This is a genomic window from Streptosporangium sp. NPDC087985 (assembly GCF_044741965.1).
Classification (GTDB): Bacteria; Actinomycetota; Actinomycetes; order Streptosporangiales; family Streptosporangiaceae; genus Streptosporangium.
The window spans coordinates 319,728-335,587 of the sequence record NZ_JBIUTQ010000005.1 but is presented as its reverse complement, the minus strand read 5'-3'; the positions used below and the strand labels follow the sequence as shown (position 1 = coordinate 335,587).

Genomic DNA, 15,860 nt, shown 5'->3' with positions numbered 1-15,860 from the left:
CGGGCACGGCCGGGCTGGGGCGGCCTGCCGTCAGGGGAACGGCGGGGTGGGAGAGGCGGGCGGGACCGCCGTGGCGGGCTCGGTCTGGTCCTCGGAGCCGGGCGGCGGGCCCCGGCGGTCGCGGCGCCGGACGTACCACAGGCCGAACAGGCCGCCGCAGATGCCCGCCACGCAGGTCCAGATCCACCAGTGGTGCTCGGCATCCGGCTGCGCGATCAGGAGCACGACCAGGGCGACCGCCCACAGGCCCGTGCCCGTGAGGATCGTGACCGTGTCGTTGGTCTTCAACGGCTGGAGCTCCGGACGGCGAGGCTGGTTCACGCACTCCAGCGTAGGCGACCGGGTCTCTCTACCTGCAAAACGGCCCCGGTGAGGGCACGGATCCATCTCAAAAACATCACTATCGGAACCCTAGACTTCCGGTAGGGGATAGCCGCTGCCACCCTGCGTCCGTGAGTGATAGCAAAACCTCCCAATTAAGCGCACTTGACCGTTTCTTTCACATTTCTGACCGTGGTTCGTCGGTAGGTCAGGAAGTCCGTGGTGGCCTCGCCACCTTCTTCACGATGGCCTACATCGTCGTGCTCAACCCCCTGATCATCGCCACTGCGAAGGACGCCGAGGGCCAGTTCATCGCCGACGCGCTCGAGGCGCCCATCCCCCTGGTCGCCGCCGGTACCGCCTTCGTGGCCGGTGTCATGAGCATCCTCATGGGCGTCATCGGCAAGGTTCCGTTCGCGATGGCGGCAGGACTCGGCCTCAACGCCTTCGTCACCTACGGCATCGCCTCGCAGATGTCGTGGGAGTCGGCCATGGGTCTGGTCTTCCTCGAAGGCGTGATCATCGGACTCCTGGTGCTGACCGGCTTCCGCACAGCGGTGTTCAACGCCATCCCGTCCCAGCTCAAGACCGCGACCAGCGTCGGCATCGGCCTGTTCATCGCACTGATCGGTTTCGTGGACGCGGGCTTCGTCCGCCAGGCGCCCGCCGTACCGCTGGAACTCGGCATCGGCGGCGATCTGACCAGCTGGCCGATCTTCGTGTTCGTGGTCGGACTGCTGACGATCGCCCTCCTGGTGGCCCGGAAGGTGAAGGGCGCCATCCTGATCGGCATCGTCGCCACCACGGTCCTCGCGATCGTCGTCGAGGCCGTGACCAAGGTCGGCGGTTCAGGGACGCCCGACGCCCCGAACCCGTCGGGCTGGCGGCTCATCGTCCCGCGGATGCCCGAGGAGATCTTCGGGTTCCACAACCCGCTGGTGCTGTTCAAGGAGTTCGACCCGCTCGGTGCCTTCAGCTCCGTCTCGGTCATTCTGGCCCTGCTGTTCATCTTCACCCTGCTGATCACTGACTTCTTCGACACCATGGGCACGATCGTGGGTGTCGGCGGACAGGCTGGGCTGATCAAGGAGGACGGCACGATGGAGAGGACCCGCGAGATCCTCCTCGTCGACTCCATCGGTGCGGCGGTCGGCGGCGCGGCCTCGGTCTCCTCCAACACGACCTATGTCGAGTCGGCCGCGGGCGTCGGAGAGGGCGCGCGCACCGGCCTGGCCAGCGTGGTCACCGGTGTGCTGTTCCTGCTGGCCATCTTCGTCTCGCCGCTGGTCGGGGTGGTCCCCCACGAGGCCGCCGCCCCGGCGCTGGTCATCGTCGGCTTCCTGATGATGACCGCGATCCGCGAGATCGACTTCACCGACTACGAGATCGCCATCCCGGCGTTCCTCACGATCGTGCTCATGCCGTTCAGCTACTCCATCGCCAACGGCATCGGCGCCGGCTTCGTCAGCTTCGTGCTGATCAAGCTGGTCAAGGGCAAGGCACGCGAGGTCCACCTCCTGATGTGGGTGGTGGCCGCCCTGTTCGTCCTCTACTTCGCCCTCGGCCCCATCAAGACCCTTCTTGGTCTGTAATCCCTCGTGAACCGGGGTCCGCGCGGACCCCGGCTCATCTGGCAGCACGGGCGGTCCGACTCCCGGGCACGGCCGGATCGGGACGCTTCTGAGCCTGTTCCGATCTCTCTCCGGCGAAAGACCATCGCGGTCACCGCGCGGCACCACGGGCTCAAGGTGCTCCACTACGACCGCGACTTCGCGACGATCGCGAAGGCCGCCGACATCGAGACCGAGTGGGCGGCTCCGCCGGGGTCGGTGAACTGAGAACGCCCTGGTCATGACGCCCCTGCCGGTTCCTCTCGGCGGGGGCGTCATGCTGGGATCGGTGGCCGTCCGCCGGTCTGTCACGCGGTACGGCCGCGTCGAGGAAAACATCGCTTGGAGAGGAATCCCGTGAGTTCATATATAGTTAGCAAAGGTAATGACTTATGCTAACGAATCACCCCAGGAAGGACCCCGTCGCGAGCCTGCGCAGCGACGCCGGTCTGGCTTCGGCACTGCGCGTGTCGCTGGCACGCCTGAACAGGCGCCTGCGCAGGCAGGCCGCGGCACACTCGCTGACTCCCACCCAGCTCGCGACGCTCGCCGCCGTGGAACGGCATTCCGGGATAACCCCCGGCGAATTGGCCGAGCTCGAGAAGGTGCAACCGCCCTCGATGACCCGCGTGATCGCCGTACTGGAAGAGCGGGGGCTGGTGTCGCGAACGCCGCACCCGACCGACCGGCGCCAGGTGTCCGTGAACGTGACCGAGCAGGGTTCAACGCTGCTGAAGGAGGAACGCCGCCGCAAGGAGGCGTGGCTGACGCAGCAGTTGAAGGAACTGACAGTCGAGGAGAGGTCGGTGCTCCGGCAGGCGGCTCCGATTCTGGAGAAGCTCAGCCGGATTTAGCCGAACCCGAGGAACCCAGTGCCTCGGCGATCCCGCAGGACGCCGAGGCGCACGCCGCACCTGACGCGGAGCAGAGCGGGATGTTCCGGTCGCTGCGCAACCGCAACTACCGGCTGTTCGCGATCGGCGGCGTCATCTCCAACGTCGGTGGCTGGATGCAGCGCACCGCGCAGGACTGGCTGGTGCTGGACCTGACGAACGGCAGCGCCACCGCGCTGGGTCTGACCACCGCGCTGCAGTTCCTGCCGCTGATGCTCTTCGGCCTCTGGGGCGGCGTGCTCGCCGACCGCTATCCCAAGCGGCAGCTGCTCATGGTCGCCCAGTCGCTCATGGGCATGCTGGCCCTCACCATGGGCCTGCTCGTCGTGACCGGTCACGCCCAGGTCTGGCACGTCTACGTGATGGCCTTCACGCTCGGCCTCATCTCCTGCGTCGAGGTGCCGACCCGGCAGTCCTTCGTGGTGGAGATGGTCGGCCGCCAGGACCTGCCCAACGCCATCGCGCTGAACGCCTCCAGCTTCAACCTGGCCCGCGTGGTCGGTCCGGCCGTCGCGGGTGTGCTGATCTTCGCGCTCGGCGGCACGGGCCCGATGTTCCTGCTCAACGGTCTGTCGTTCGGCGCCGTGCTCGGCGGCATGGCACTGATGCGCGCCTCGGAGCTGACCACTCCCGAGCCGGTGCCCAGGGCCAAGGGCCAGCTCCGCGATGGGCTGCGCTACGTGCTGGGGCGGCCCGACCTGCTGATGCCGATACTGCTGGTCGCCTTCGTGTCGCTGTTCACCCAGGCGTTCTCGATGTCCATAGCGCTGATGGCCCGCCAGGTCTTCGGTGCGGGCGCGTCCTCCTTCGGCCTGGCCTCCAGCATGTTCGCGGTGGGCGCGCTGGGCGGGGCGCTGCTGGCGGCCCGGCGGGCACGGCCCAGCCGGAAGCTGCTGATCGGCGGCGCGGTGTCCTTCGGGCTGTTCCAGATCGTCACCGGCCTGGCCCCTTGGTACCCGTTCTACCTGCTGTTCCTCATCCCCGCGGGTATCGCGCTGATCACGGTCAACACGGCCGCCAACACCAGTGTGCAGCTCGCCTCCTCACCGGAGATGCGCGGCCGGGTGATGGGCATCTACGTCCTGGTGATGACCGGCGGTGCCCCGATGGGCGCGCCGCTGCTCGGCTGGATCTCCGAGCTGGGCGGACCCCGCACGGGTGTCGTGATCGGCGGGGTGCTCACCCTCGTCGGCGTCGGTGCGGCGATAATGCTGACCAAGATGCTCAGCAGGAGGTCGCATGCGACTGTTCGTGGGGTTCTCGCCGCCGCGGGACGCGCGTGACGAGCTCGCCCGCGCCCTCGAACCTCACCGCGCCGCGTGGCCCGAACTCCGCTGGCCGCACTCGGCGAACTGGCATGTGACGCTGTCGTTCCTGGGTGAGGTCCCGCCGGAGGTCCTGCCCGACCTGGAGACGCGGCTCGCCCGGGCCGCGTCGCGCTACGCGCCGATGACGCTGTCGTTCATCGGCGCGGGCGCGTTCCCCTCGCCCCGCCGGGCGCGTGTCTTCTGGACCGGCCTGGACGGCCCCCACCCGCAGCTCGTCCGGCTGGCCCGCTCGCTGGCGGCGGGGGCGCAGCGGGCGGGAGCCGTCCATACCGACCGGCGGCAGCTCCGCCCGCACCTGACCCTGGCCCGGTCCCGCGACGAGGTCGACCTGAGCCGCCTGGTCGAGGACTTCGGTCCGTTCGCGGGGACCGCCTGGGAGGCGGGCGCCGTACACCTGGTGAGAAGCCACCTGGGTGCGGTGGTCCGCTACGAGACGATCGCCGCCTACCCCCTGAAGGCGCGGGCACCCGGTGGGCAGAGCTAAGCTCCAGGCGTGGATCGTCCCCGTCGTTGGCTGCTGCCCACGGTGCTCGTGCTGCTCGTGCTCCTCGTGGTGATCGGCGCCTTGATCTCCTAGGTGACTGGTGTTAAGCGGGCCATCTTCAGCATGTGATCGTGCCGGGTGGCCCGCTCAGGTCGGTTCCGTGACTGGTCTGGCCGATTCCTCGCCCGATGGGTGGGGGATTGCGAGGCCGTCCGGGACGGGTCCGGGGCGGCTGAGGAAGATCAAGCCCGCCGGGCGGCGAGTCGCCCTGCGTACTCCCTGATGGCCAGCGCCAGGGCCAGGGTCTCGGGGCCCAGCAGCAGGCCCGTACAGAGCAGCCTGTACCAGAACCCGGCAACCAGGGGGCCCTCGGCCAGGCCGTCGGCCGCCCAGACCAGGACCTTCACGAAGACTGGCAGCAGCAGGAGGCAGAACCAGGCGGTCACTCCGAGGAATCCCGCCAGCCACACCCAGCGGAACCAGCGTCCGGCGCGCAGGTCGGCTTCGGTCGAGTCCGCCAGTTCCTCGGCTTCCTCCGCCGTCAGCCTCCCGAAGGCCCGCCGCAGCATCAGCGACTTCACGCGCCACAGGTTGCGGCAGCCCAGGGCGTTGACCAGTACCGCGTAGAGGTCGGTGCGAAGAAAGACGAGGCTCTGCCAGAGCATCTGCATGACCTTGATGAACACCCAGGCGGCCAGTAGCGACTCGACCAGGTCCGGGGCTGACCAGAGGCCGGTGTCGATCAGCAGCCGACCGGTGAGCAGCACGGCGAGCAGCACGGAGTCCACGGCCAGGCCCGCCAGCAGTGGGCCGTACCGCTGGCGGCGCGGGAGTGTCCACAGCTGGGTGAGGTCTGTTTCGAAAACGAGCATGATCATGCGGCGGTCGACACCGAAGCGGGTCTGGATGCCGAGAGCCCGCGCGCCGAGCCAGTGGCCGCACTCGTGGCTGGCCGCCGCGAACCACACGAAGGGAATCCAGGCCAGCGCGCTCAGCCCGGTGTCGTCGAAGGGGAAGGCGTCCTCGGCCGGGTTGGGAATCAGACCGGGCCGGAGGGCGAAGACGCCCAGCGCGAAAAGCAGGCAGGCGGCATAGCAGGTCCAGGCCACGGGGCCGAAGAAGGGGCGTACCGCCTCCGGGCGGACGCCGGTCATCCAGCGGCGGGCCTGAATGGGTGCGGTGCGGACGGGTTCCGACGCGGCGCCCTCCCCCGAATCCTCGTCGCCGGTGTCCTCGGCCAGGAAGCCGAGCTCCCCGAGGGTGGCGACGAACGACGGCACGTTGACCGGCTGGCCGGCGAACTTCTCAGCCTCGGCCGCCGCCTCGTCGAGGCTCGCTCCCCGCTGAAGGGCGGCGATCACCACCCCGCCGACCGCCGGGATCGTCACGAAGGTGCCGGTGGCGGGGTCGCCCACCAGAACCTCGTCCTCGCCCTCGGGAACGACGCTGAGCGGCCTGAGCCTGACCGCGGCGGAGCCGGGGGTGGTGGTCACCGGCGCTCACCCTCGCGTGGCGGCGCCTGGAGGCAGACCGGACACTCCGGGTTCTTGGGCAGGGGCTGCCACTCGGGCACCAGCCCCTCGCGTAGATCAAGGGTGACCCGGAACCCGGCCGCGCGGGGTGGTTCGTAGCCGGTGAGGTACCGCTGCGCCTCGAAGGCGAGCAGCGAGCCGACCTGCATCGCCATCGGCCCGGTAAGCGGGTTGCTCAGCTTCATGTTCTCCGCGATCCGGTAGGCGATCCTCTCCGAGCTGCCCTCGGCCGGCTGGTCCGCGTAGTCGCAGGCCAGGCACGCCGTTCGGCCCGGATCCACGGAGAGGTACATGAGCTGGCTGCGGTTGGCACCCCCCAGGACGTAGGGGACGCCGGCCCGGACTGCGGCCTCGTTCACCCATAGGTTGGCGTGGGGATGGCCGTCGAGGCCGCCCGCGATCAGGTCGATGTCCTGGACCAGGTCCGCGAGGTCCTCGGGGGCGGCGATGCAGCGGTCGACGGCGTGCACCTTGATGCTCGGGTCGTAGTCGCGCACCCACGCGGCCGCGCGCTCGGCCTTCTGCAGGCCGATGTCCGCATGCCGGTAGAGGAACTGCCGGGCGAAGTTACGGGATTCGACGCGGTCGTGGTCGACCAGCGTCATCTCGCCGACGCCGAGGCCGGCCAGGCACTGCACCAGGGAGGAGCCGCCCCCGCCGACGCCGAGCACCAGGACGTGGGCATCGCGCATCGGCCGGAGGAACGCGGCGCGGTGGCGGTCCAGGGCGGAGTAGGTGCCGTAGAAGCTGAGGTTCGAGAAGTGCCGTTCGTCCTCGCCCGGGTCGCCGAGGCCCGTGCCGTCGGCGTCCTCGACCAGGCCCAGGGAGTCAAGCCCGCTCAGGCCCCGGCTGACGTCCTCCTCGGAGAGGCGGAACCCCTGCCTGTCGAGGGCGATGCTCAGCTCGGCCGCGGTCTGCGGGGCCCGGCGCAGCTCGCTCAGGAGCGCGGCCACCTGCCCAGCGGGATCGCTCAGGGTGATCGCCTCGCGAGCGTCGAAGACGATGAGGAGATCCTCACCGGTCGCCTCCCACTCACATTCCTTCAACGCCACACGCATCGTGCCTCCCGCGCCGGTACACATGTTGGGCCCCACGGGGAGGGGGAACGAGCCCCCTCCCCGTGGGAGAAATCGTCAGGCGGCGTCAGCGCCTCACGTGGCGGGGTTCTGGGTCGCCTTGACAGACTCGACCTTCTTGACCTTGATCTCCATGATGTGCCTCCTCGTGAGGTTGTGCGGCTGTAAGTGCCGCTTGTGAACAGACTGCGGCTTGGTGCTGAAATAGCGCTGATTTTCTGCTGAGTCGGCGGTTAGGCTGCCAAATGATGATCATGCTGGGCACTCACCGGAGGCACTTGGTGGCTGGGGGCAGAGACGAGTGACCGTGGACGGCGTTGAGTTCCGCCTGTTGGGACCGGTGGGAGTGTGGGATGCCGGGCGATGGCTGGGCCCGTCCACCGCGCAGCAGCGGGCCGTGCTGGCGATGCTGTTGCTCGAACCGGGACGGCCGGTGCCCGTGACGCGACTGGAGACCGCGCTTTGGGGCAGCGAACCGCCCGAGTTCTCCCGCAACGCCGTACAGGGGCACATCTCCCGGCTCCGCCGGCTGCTGGCCCCGTTCCCCGAGGCGGCACTGGTGACCTCGGCGCGCGGCTACTGCTTGACCGTGGGGCGCGACCGCATCGACCTGCACCGTTTCCGGGAGCTGGTCCGCCAGGCCGACGGCGGGACGGAGCCGGAACGCGCCGTCGACCTGCTGCGTGGGGGGCTGGCGCTGTGGCAGGGCGCGCCCCTGGCGGACGTCGCGGGCCGGTGGCTCCCCGATGTCGTCGTGCCGGGCCTCGAGGAGGAGCGGCTGGCGGCACTGGAGCGGCGGGCCACGCTCGACCTGCGGCAGGGGCGGCATCAGGAGGTGGCGGCGGAACTGGCGGTCCTGGTCGGTGAGGAGCCGCTACGGGAACGGCTGGTGTCCTTGCTGATGACGGCCTTGCTGCGATGCGACCGCCGGGCCGAGGCGCTGGCTGTCTTCCGCCGCGTCAGGCGCCGCTTCGCCGAGGATCTGGGCATCGAGCCCGGCGAAGAACTGCAACGGCTGCACCAGGCGATCCTCGCCGGTCGGGAGGAGGCGGCCGGGGAGACAACCGCCACGACCGGTACGGCCGCCCTCGCCGTGCCGCGGCACCTTCCCCCGGACACCGAGCTGTTCACCGCCCGCGAGGAGGAGCTGGCCACCCTGGACCGGCTGACGCTCCCGGCCGCCGACTCCTCGTCTTCGGCGTACGCGATGGCGCCCTGCGTCATCACCGGCACCGGCGGCATCGGCAAGACCACCTTGGCCGTGCACTGGGCGCACCGGGTGCGCGACCGTTTCCCCGACGGTCAGCTCTACGTGAACCTCCAGGGGTTCGGCCCCATCGACATCGCCCGGCCGCCGGCTGAGGCGGTGCGGCTGTTCCTGGACGCCCTCCAGGTGCCGTCGCAGCTGATACCCGCCACGCTGGAGGCGCAGGTCGGGCTCTACCGCAGCCTGCTGGCGGAGCGGCGCATGCTGATCCTGCTCGACAACGCCCTCGACTCCGACCAGGTCCGGCCGCTGCTGCCGAACGCGCCCGGCTGCCTGGCGCTGATCACCAGCCGTGCCGAGCTGACCGGCCTGGTCGCGGCGGAGGGCGCCCGCACGCTGTCGCTGGGGCTGTTCTCTCCCGCGCAATCCCGTGAGCTTCTGACGCGCCGCCTCGGCGTGGACAAGGTGGGCGCCGAGCCGCAGGCGATCGACGACATCGTCTCCCGGTGTGCCGGGCTACCGCTGGCCCTGGCCATCGTGGCTGCCCGGGCCCATGCCCGCCCGGCGTTCCTGCCCGGCACGCTCATCTCGGGGCTCGATGGCGTCGACGGCCTCGACGTCTTCGACGGCGGGGACGCGGCGACGAACATGCGCACGGTGTTCTCCTGGTCCTACCGCGCGCTCAGCCCAGACGCCGCACGGCTGTTCCGGCTGCGCGGCCTGTTACCGGCGCCTGAGATCTCCACCGCCGCAGCCGCCAGCCTGACCGGGATACCCCTGCGGCAGGCCCACAGCCTGTTGACCGAGCTGACCCGGGCCCACCTGGCGGCGGAGCGCTCCCCCGGGCGTTACGGCTCGCACGACCTGCTCCGGGCGTACGCCGAGGAGCTGACCCGCCTCCACGACTCGGAGGCCGAGCGCCGTGAGGCGCTGCACCGGCTGTTCGATCACTACCTGCACAGCGCTAGCCTCGGCGACCGGCTCCTGGACCTGTTCCACCGCGTGCCGCTGGCCCTGGCGCCGCCGCGGCACGGCGTGGTCTTGGCCCGCATCACCGACCGCGCGCAGAGCCTGGCGTGGTTCGGCCGCGAGCACCGGACGCTGCTGGCGGCGATCCGGCATGCCGCGCGCTCCGGGTTCGACGCGCATGCCTGGCAGTTGGCGGGCGCCTGCTGGGGCTTCCTGTCCCAGGAGGGACGCTCCGACGATCAGGCAGCCATGTACCACATCGCGCTGGAGGCGGCGGCACGGCTGAACGACCCGCGCGCGGAGGCCCACGCCCGCGTCGGGCTCGCCCAGGCCCTCATCCGGCTGGGCCAGGACGGCGCGAGCGAGTCCCATCTGCGGGAGGCGCTCGGCCTGTTCGGCGGGCTCGATGACCATGTCGGACAGGGGGTCTGCCTTGTTTACCTCAGCGTGCTGGAGGACCGCCAGGGCCGGTACGCGGAAGGGCTGGGCCTGAGCGAGCAGGCGCTGCAGCTGTACCGGGCGGCCGGCGACCGAGCTGGCGAGGGCAGGATCCTGAACAACATCGGCTGGTTCAACGCGCAGCTCGGGGCGTACGAGGAGGCGTTGCGCCGCTGTGGGGAGGCGCTGGCCATCCACCGCGAACTGGACGACATGCCCGGCGAGTCTGCCACGCTCGACAGCATGGGCCACATCCATCACCTGCTCGGTCAGCACGAGGAGGCGATCGCCTATTACCGCCAGTCACTGGCCTGGCGCTGGGGCGGGAAACGCGCACTCGGCGCCCGGACCCTACGGCGATTGGGCGAGGCCCAACTGGCCGCGGGCCGGCTGCACGAGGGCAGTGTCACCCTGCGGCGCGCCCTCGACCTCATCGCCGAACTGGCCCCCGGCGACGCGGAGGCGCTCCGCGCGAGGATCGACGGCCTGAGCGAGCTGGACGAACCGCCGTTCTAGCAGTACTTGGTCGGCTCCGGCCTGCCGACCGGCCATTCGGCCAGTACCAGCTGATGTGACCAGGGGGCGTCGGTGAGGAACTGCTGCAGCCCCTGGCGGCCCACGCCCAGCCGGGCCGCCATCGGCTCCATCGACTTGCGCGCCCCATCGGTCAGCAACCCACGCGCATACCGCCTCCCCTGGCGAACCATCGCCCGATGATGTTCTCGGTGATGCCCTCGCCCTTCTTCCAGCCGTACATGTTGGTCGTACCAAACAATTCACTTTGACGCCATGCCAGCAGGGGCCTTAGCGTCGTTCCCCAAGCACCACAGGGGATGGGGAGAACAAGGTGGCAAGAGTCCTGGGCGTGGTCCGTCTGTCAAAGATCTCGGACGAGACCACATCACCGGAGCGCCAGCGCCGATCGATTCAACGATGGGCCGACCAGGAAGGGCACGTCGTCGTCGGGTGGGTCGAGGACATCGACGTATCCGGCGGTGTCGAGCCGTGGAAGCGCCCGGAGTTCAGCAAGTGGCTGCCGTCCACTATCGGCAAAGAGGTCAGCTCGATCGAGCACCGGATCGCGCTGGAGGAGTCCCGGGCCGACGAGTACGACATCATCTGCGCACTGAAGCTCGACCGCCTCTCACGGCGTGTGCTCCACGTGCACACGCTCGTGGAGTGGTGCGAGAAGCATGGCAAGGAGGTCGCCACCGTCGAGGATGGGATCAACCTGAACACGCAGATGGGCAAGCTGCTGTTCAGCCTCATCGCGTCCTTCGCGGAAGGGGAGCTCGAAGCCATCAAGGCCAGGGCGAAGTCCTCGTACAACCACCTGGTGAAGGAGGGGCGCTGGCGCGGTGGCCGGATCCCGTACGGCTATCGGGCCGAGAAGCAGGACACCGGTGACGGCTGGCGGCTGGTGCCGGACGACTACGGAACGGACACCGCCCGGACGCTGCGCGAGATCGTTCGCCGGCTGATCGAAGGCGAGTCCGCGAACAGCATCGCCCAGTGGCTCAACGAGGACCCGACCAAGACCCCGGTGTCGCTCGATGCCCAGCTGATCAGGAGCGGCAAGCCCCCGAAGGGCGGCCGGTGGACCGCCGCGAATACAGCCAAGGTGGTGCGCTCCCTGAATGTTCTCGGCCAGATGGAGGTGACGGAGGAAGTTGTCATCGACGGACAGAAGACGAAGCGAACCCGCGTCGTCCGTGACGTGGAGGGCCGCCCTCTCCAGCGCGCGGAGCCGCTTGTCGCTCAGGAGGAGTGGGAGCTGGCGAACAAGAAGCTGGACGACAACACCAGCAAGCGCAACGGCAACCGGAAGGGCGGCTCCCCGATGCTCAGGGTTGCTTTCTGCACCTGCGGTGAACCTGCGTACCTCGGCCCGGGGCGGAACTGGCCGTACTACCGGTGTGCCTCACGGACCACGCACAAGCCGTGTCCCACGGGCAGCAAGGGCATCGCGGCGCATGTCCTGGAAGGAGCGGTCGAGGAGGTCTTCCTGCGCGCGGCCGGCAATGTCGAGATCGTACGGAAGGTCTTCCGCCCTGGCGTCGACTTCACGCGGGACATTGAAGAGGTCAATCGCGCTCTGGCCGAACTTCGGGAGGACCGCGAAGCCGGTCTCTACTCCAGTGAGTTCGGCAAGCAGGAGTACCGGGAGACGTACAAGCGGCTGGACGCCCGGCGCGAGCAACTCATGGCCCAACCCACCCGCCCGGATACCTGGGAGGAGATCCCGACGGGTGAGACCTACCGGGAACGCTGGGCGCAACTGTCCACCCAGCACGAGAAGGGCAAGGAACTCCGGGCCGCTGGGATCAGGGCGGTCATTCACGCCGAGAAGCTGCCAACCATGACCGCCGTGCAAGCCATGTCACCGGAGGGACATGACGGCATGTGGCAGGAAGGGAAAGGCCGCGTGCAGGTCTTGATCCCAATGGACTTCAAGCGCCGGGTCCGGGACTTGGCGGCGGTGCACAGCGAGAGCTGACCGTCTCCTCCTTGGACGACAGGAGGGCCCCGCTACGGGCCCTCCGCTGCTCTGTAGGATTCCTGCCAGGTCGCCGCCGTCACTCCCAACTGCACGAGACCGAGTCCGGGCACGAAGCCCTGGACGTCCTGTGACGACCTTGCCGACACGGCCGGTCCACCCCCGCGAAGAAAGGGAGGCGTATGTCCCGCCGTCCGGCGGGGGTAACTGACGCATCCGTGCGCCGCACAGGAAGGAGCCGCGCTCAGTGGCTATCCACTTCGGCACTGGCCGTCCTTGGGGCGGGATCTCCCAGCACGAGTACCGGCGCATGGCCCAGGACTCCCGGCACCAGCTCGCCTACCGCGTCCACTTCGCTGCCCTCGGATGGGCCGACTGCCAGGGTCACGCGAGCCTTGGCCCAGAGAAGCTGGCCGGTCTGCTGGGCAAGGAAGACCAGCCCCTGTCTGACCAGAGCACGACCAATGCCGTCATCCGCGCGAAGCGGCTGGACCTTGTGTCGCCCCGGTCCGGGGCCGCTTGCCTCGTTGTCCCGTCTCACCTCTTCCAGAAGAGGAAGGGTGCCCCGGTACCGTGCCGCATCCACCAAGACCGGTAAGTCGTGTCCTTGACGACTTCAGTCGGCCAGCTCGGCTTGTCGGCGCGGCGTGAGAGCCTCCGGGCATGAGCTACGACCTGGCTGTCTGGGAAGGCGAGCGGCCGGCGGACGACGACACCGCCGGCCGGGTCTTCACCGGCCTCTACAACCACTACATCGACGGCGAGGCCGATCACCCGCCGACCGAGCGCATCGCTTCCTACGTCGCTGCGCTTGTGGAGCGGTGGTGCGACATCACTGAAGACGAGGACGACACTTCACCCTGGTCGACAGGCCCTTTGATCGGCGAGGCCAGTGGTCCGCTGATTTACTTCGCGATGCGCTGGAGTATGGCTGACGAAGCTTCTGCGTATGCGGCGGACCTCGCGAAGTCGATGGGGCTTGTCTGCTTCGACCCGCAGCAGGACCGGCTCAGGTCCTGAACACCGCGCGCATGCGCCGGTACCAACCGAGGACGGCTCAACGCCGAGGGCGAGAGGGTGCCTTACCTTGCGCTTGTACTGACGGTGCAGGCGTGGTCAGCCAGCAAGCGCCACTAAACAGCGCTAGGTGGTCGGGCCGCGTTGACCCGCGAATCTTCTCCTCTCATTGCCTGCGGCCAGCGCCTATCAATGACACCTGCCGCTTCCAGGCAGTCATCACAGGCGTCCTCACGCTCCAGAAGCCACAAGTGATCGGAGGGCGCAATGCCGGCCTCCCGGATCCCGCACAGCGTCCTGTCGAAGATGCCGAAGGCATGGGAGACGCCAGCGGGAAGGCGGTCTGCAACAGCCCTCTCCCAGCGCATCTCCATGGGCAAATACGGGGGCCGCGAGATCTCGAACGCCTCGCCATCCCCATGGGTGCTGGCATGGCACCAGGGACAGGACCAAATCTCCGCTTCCCACGCAGTCGGCAGCGCCGGCCATCGCCACGTCGCCCGTCCACACACATCGCACTCCACGGGCGGATCCTCACACGCCTACGTGCACTGCCCCAACCCGCTGAGATCGCGCACGCCCTTGCTGGGGCCAAGACGCTCCCAGCACTTCCCTCGTGTGTAGCCAGAACACGTGCCGCGTGTACCGGCAAGGCTTCTGAGCTGTGGAAACGTACGCTGCCTCTCTTATCTTTTTGGCCTCATAGTGCGGCTCCTGATGGGGCCGACAGCAGAAAGCGGCATACCGAGCAGCAGCAAAGGGAAGCAGGGCGCGGCAGCGCCCTCAGCGGCAGAGGCAAGGGCGGCCAGGCCGCCATCGTCCGAGCCTGCTTCGGCAGAGCGGCCCCACAGGGGCCCATAGCGGCCCCGGTCGGGGCCGGACAGCAGTGGCGTGTGCGGCCGTCCATGCACAGACGCGACTATGCGCGTTGTCGCATAAATGGGCGGCTGCACGGCAGCTCTTGCCTGAAGTGGACTCGAAGCAGTTGGCTTGGGGCCCATGAAGTACACGCAGCTCGGACGCACCGGACTCAAGGTCAGCCGACTCGTCCTCGGCACGATGAACTTCGGTCCGCAGACAGACGAACCGACCAGCCACGGAATCCTGGATGCCGCCCTCGACGCGGGTCTGAATTTCGTAGATACAGCCAACGTGTATGGGTGGGGTGAGAACAAGGGGCGCACCGAGGAGATCATCGGCACCTGGTTCGCCCGGGGCGGTGGCCGACGCGAGAAGACGGTCCTGGCCACGAAGGTCTACGGCTCCATGTCCCGCGAGGGTGAGACCTGGCCCAACGAGGACCGGCTGTCGGCGCTGAACATCCGCCGGGCCGTCGAGGCCAGCCTCAAGCGGCTCCAGACCGACCACATCGACCTGTACCAGTTCCACCACATCGACCGCCGGACCCCCTTTGAGGAGATCTGGCAGGCCGTGGACGTACTGATCCAGCAGGGCAAGATCCTCTACGCGGGCTCCTCCAACTTCCCCGGCTACAAGATCGCCCAGGCCAACGAGACGGCCGCCCGGCGCGGCAGGGTCGGCCTGGTCAGCGAGCAGTGCCTGTACAACCTCGCCGAGCGCCGTGCGGAGATGGAGGTCATCCCGGCGGCCCAGGACTACGGCCTCGGGATCATCCCCTGGTCCCCGCTCCACGGAGGCCTGCTGGGCGGGGTCATCAAGAAGGAGGTCGAGGGCGGCCGACGCGCCTCGGGCCGGTCGGCGGACGCGCTGGCCAACAGCTCGGTACGGGCGCAGGTGCAGGCGTACGAGGATCTCCTCGACAAGCACGGCCTGGAACCCGGCGAGACCGCCCTGGCCTGGCTGCTCACTCAGCCGGGCGTGACGGGCCCCATCATCGGCCCGCGCACCGCCGAGCAGCTCGACAGCGCCCTGCGCGCGCTGGAGCTGGAGCTGTGCGAGGAGGTACTGGCCGGGCTGGACGAGATCTTCCCCGGCCCGGGGCCGTCCCCGGAGGCCTTCGCCTGGTGATCCAGTAGTACATCGGCCGTCGCCCCTTTCGACGGGGGCGGCGGCCCTCGCGTCACACTGGCATCAAAATGCCTGGTTGGGGGGGCGAAGAAAGGGACCGCTCACCTCGTCTGATCGCCGGGCATGCCGTACAGCCGTGCAAGATCGACAAGGATGATCCGGCTGTCACTCGCGGCCGCCGCGCGAAGTTCGGCGTCGAGTCCGGCTCCGCTGCAGCAGGCGAGCGAGGCGCCTTCCGTGTCGTATTTCTTGACGGCCAGCAGATCTCTGGCTCTGCGTAGCCGTTCGAGATGCCGGAGACCCATGATCTTTCCCCATTTGGCTTCGCCCAGGGCGATGACGCGTGGGCGCGCGCCGGGTTCATCGGGAGCGAGCGCGGCGACGTCGACCTGGATTGACTTTCGGGCCAAGGGGTTCGGCGCAGCCCACTACGCATCCCGGGCGAAGACATGATCGGATTTCAGGATCATCCACAGCCCACCTCTTAGAGGTATATCTC

At 68.8% G+C, this 15,860-nt stretch carries 13 protein-coding genes; 8 read left to right on the top strand and 5 right to left on the bottom strand.

Annotated features, from left to right (window positions below):
• Nucleotides 1-30 precede the first annotated feature (30 nt).
• Complete coding sequence (locus ACIN94_RS14670; RefSeq protein ID WP_400705019.1) at nt 31-321, bottom strand: DUF2530 domain-containing protein; 291 nt, start codon at nt 319-321, stop codon at nt 31-33.
• A gap of 131 nt (nt 322-452) precedes the next feature.
• On the opposite strand from ACIN94_RS14670, the gene ACIN94_RS14665 reads away from it, so the two are divergent.
• The 4 genes from ACIN94_RS14665 to thpR all read left to right on the top strand — a co-directional run bounded on the left by ACIN94_RS14665 (nt 453) and on the right by thpR (nt 4,636).
• Nucleotides 453-1,913 (top strand): NCS2 family permease, encoded by a 1,461-nt coding sequence (locus ACIN94_RS14665; RefSeq protein ID WP_400705016.1) that lies wholly within the window; start codon nt 453-455, stop codon nt 1,911-1,913.
• 410 nt (nt 1,914-2,323) lie between these two features.
• A complete protein-coding gene (locus ACIN94_RS14660; RefSeq protein ID WP_400705013.1) occupies nt 2,324-2,785 on the top strand; it encodes a MarR family winged helix-turn-helix transcriptional regulator in 462 nt (153 codons plus the stop codon).
• A gap of 80 nt (nt 2,786-2,865) precedes the next feature.
• Nucleotides 2,866-4,107 (top strand): MFS transporter, encoded by a 1,242-nt coding sequence (locus ACIN94_RS14655; protein WP_400705010.1) that lies wholly within the window; start codon nt 2,866-2,868, stop codon nt 4,105-4,107.
• A complete protein-coding gene (gene thpR / locus ACIN94_RS14650) occupies nt 4,064-4,636 on the top strand; it encodes an RNA 2',3'-cyclic phosphodiesterase (RefSeq protein ID WP_400705007.1) in 573 nt (190 codons plus the stop codon). The genes ACIN94_RS14655 and thpR overlap by 44 nt, the downstream gene beginning before the upstream one ends.
• A gap of 242 nt (nt 4,637-4,878) precedes the next feature.
• Here the strand turns inward: thpR and ACIN94_RS14645 are convergent, their stop codons facing one another.
• Nucleotides 4,879-6,129 (bottom strand): hypothetical protein, encoded by a 1,251-nt coding sequence (locus ACIN94_RS14645; RefSeq protein WP_400705004.1) that lies wholly within the window; start codon nt 6,127-6,129, stop codon nt 4,879-4,881.
• Nucleotides 6,126-7,226 carry a HesA/MoeB/ThiF family protein gene (locus ACIN94_RS14640; RefSeq protein WP_400705001.1) on the bottom strand — a complete coding sequence of 367 codons (1,101 nt, stop codon included), beginning with the start codon at nt 7,224-7,226 and terminating at the stop codon, nt 6,126-6,128. Before ACIN94_RS14640 ends, ACIN94_RS14645 begins: the two co-directional genes overlap by 4 nt.
• A gap of 325 nt (nt 7,227-7,551) precedes the next feature.
• On the opposite strand from ACIN94_RS14640, the gene ACIN94_RS14635 reads away from it, so the two are divergent.
• A complete protein-coding gene (locus ACIN94_RS14635) occupies nt 7,552-10,374 on the top strand; it encodes a BTAD domain-containing putative transcriptional regulator (RefSeq protein ID WP_400704998.1) in 2,823 nt (940 codons plus the stop codon).
• On the opposite strand, the gene ACIN94_RS14630 is transcribed toward ACIN94_RS14635, so the two are convergent.
• Nucleotides 10,371-10,565, bottom strand: a complete 195-nt coding sequence (locus ACIN94_RS14630) for a transposase (RefSeq protein WP_400704995.1) — start codon at nt 10,563-10,565, stop codon at nt 10,371-10,373. The two genes, ACIN94_RS14635 and ACIN94_RS14630, sit on opposite strands and share 4 nt — an antisense overlap.
• 140 nt (nt 10,566-10,705) lie before the next feature.
• On the opposite strand from ACIN94_RS14630, the gene ACIN94_RS14625 reads away from it, so the two are divergent.
• The 3 genes from ACIN94_RS14625 to ACIN94_RS14615 all read left to right on the top strand — a co-directional run bounded on the left by ACIN94_RS14625 (nt 10,706) and on the right by ACIN94_RS14615 (nt 15,361).
• Nucleotides 10,706-12,355 carry a recombinase family protein gene (locus ACIN94_RS14625; RefSeq protein WP_400704992.1) on the top strand — a complete coding sequence of 550 codons (1,650 nt, stop codon included), beginning with the start codon at nt 10,706-10,708 and terminating at the stop codon, nt 12,353-12,355.
• A 663-nt stretch (nt 12,356-13,018) separates the two neighbouring features.
• A complete protein-coding gene (locus ACIN94_RS14620; protein ID WP_400704989.1) occupies nt 13,019-13,375 on the top strand; it encodes a hypothetical protein in 357 nt (118 codons plus the stop codon).
• A 996-nt stretch (nt 13,376-14,371) separates the two neighbouring features.
• Nucleotides 14,372-15,361, top strand: a complete 990-nt coding sequence (locus ACIN94_RS14615) for an aldo/keto reductase (protein WP_400704986.1) — start codon at nt 14,372-14,374, stop codon at nt 15,359-15,361.
• Between the two features lie 101 nt (nt 15,362-15,462).
• On the opposite strand, the gene ACIN94_RS14610 is transcribed toward ACIN94_RS14615, so the two are convergent.
• A complete protein-coding gene (locus tag ACIN94_RS14610; RefSeq protein WP_400704983.1) occupies nt 15,463-15,771 on the bottom strand; it encodes a hypothetical protein in 309 nt (102 codons plus the stop codon).
• Nucleotides 15,772-15,860 lie beyond the last annotated feature (89 nt).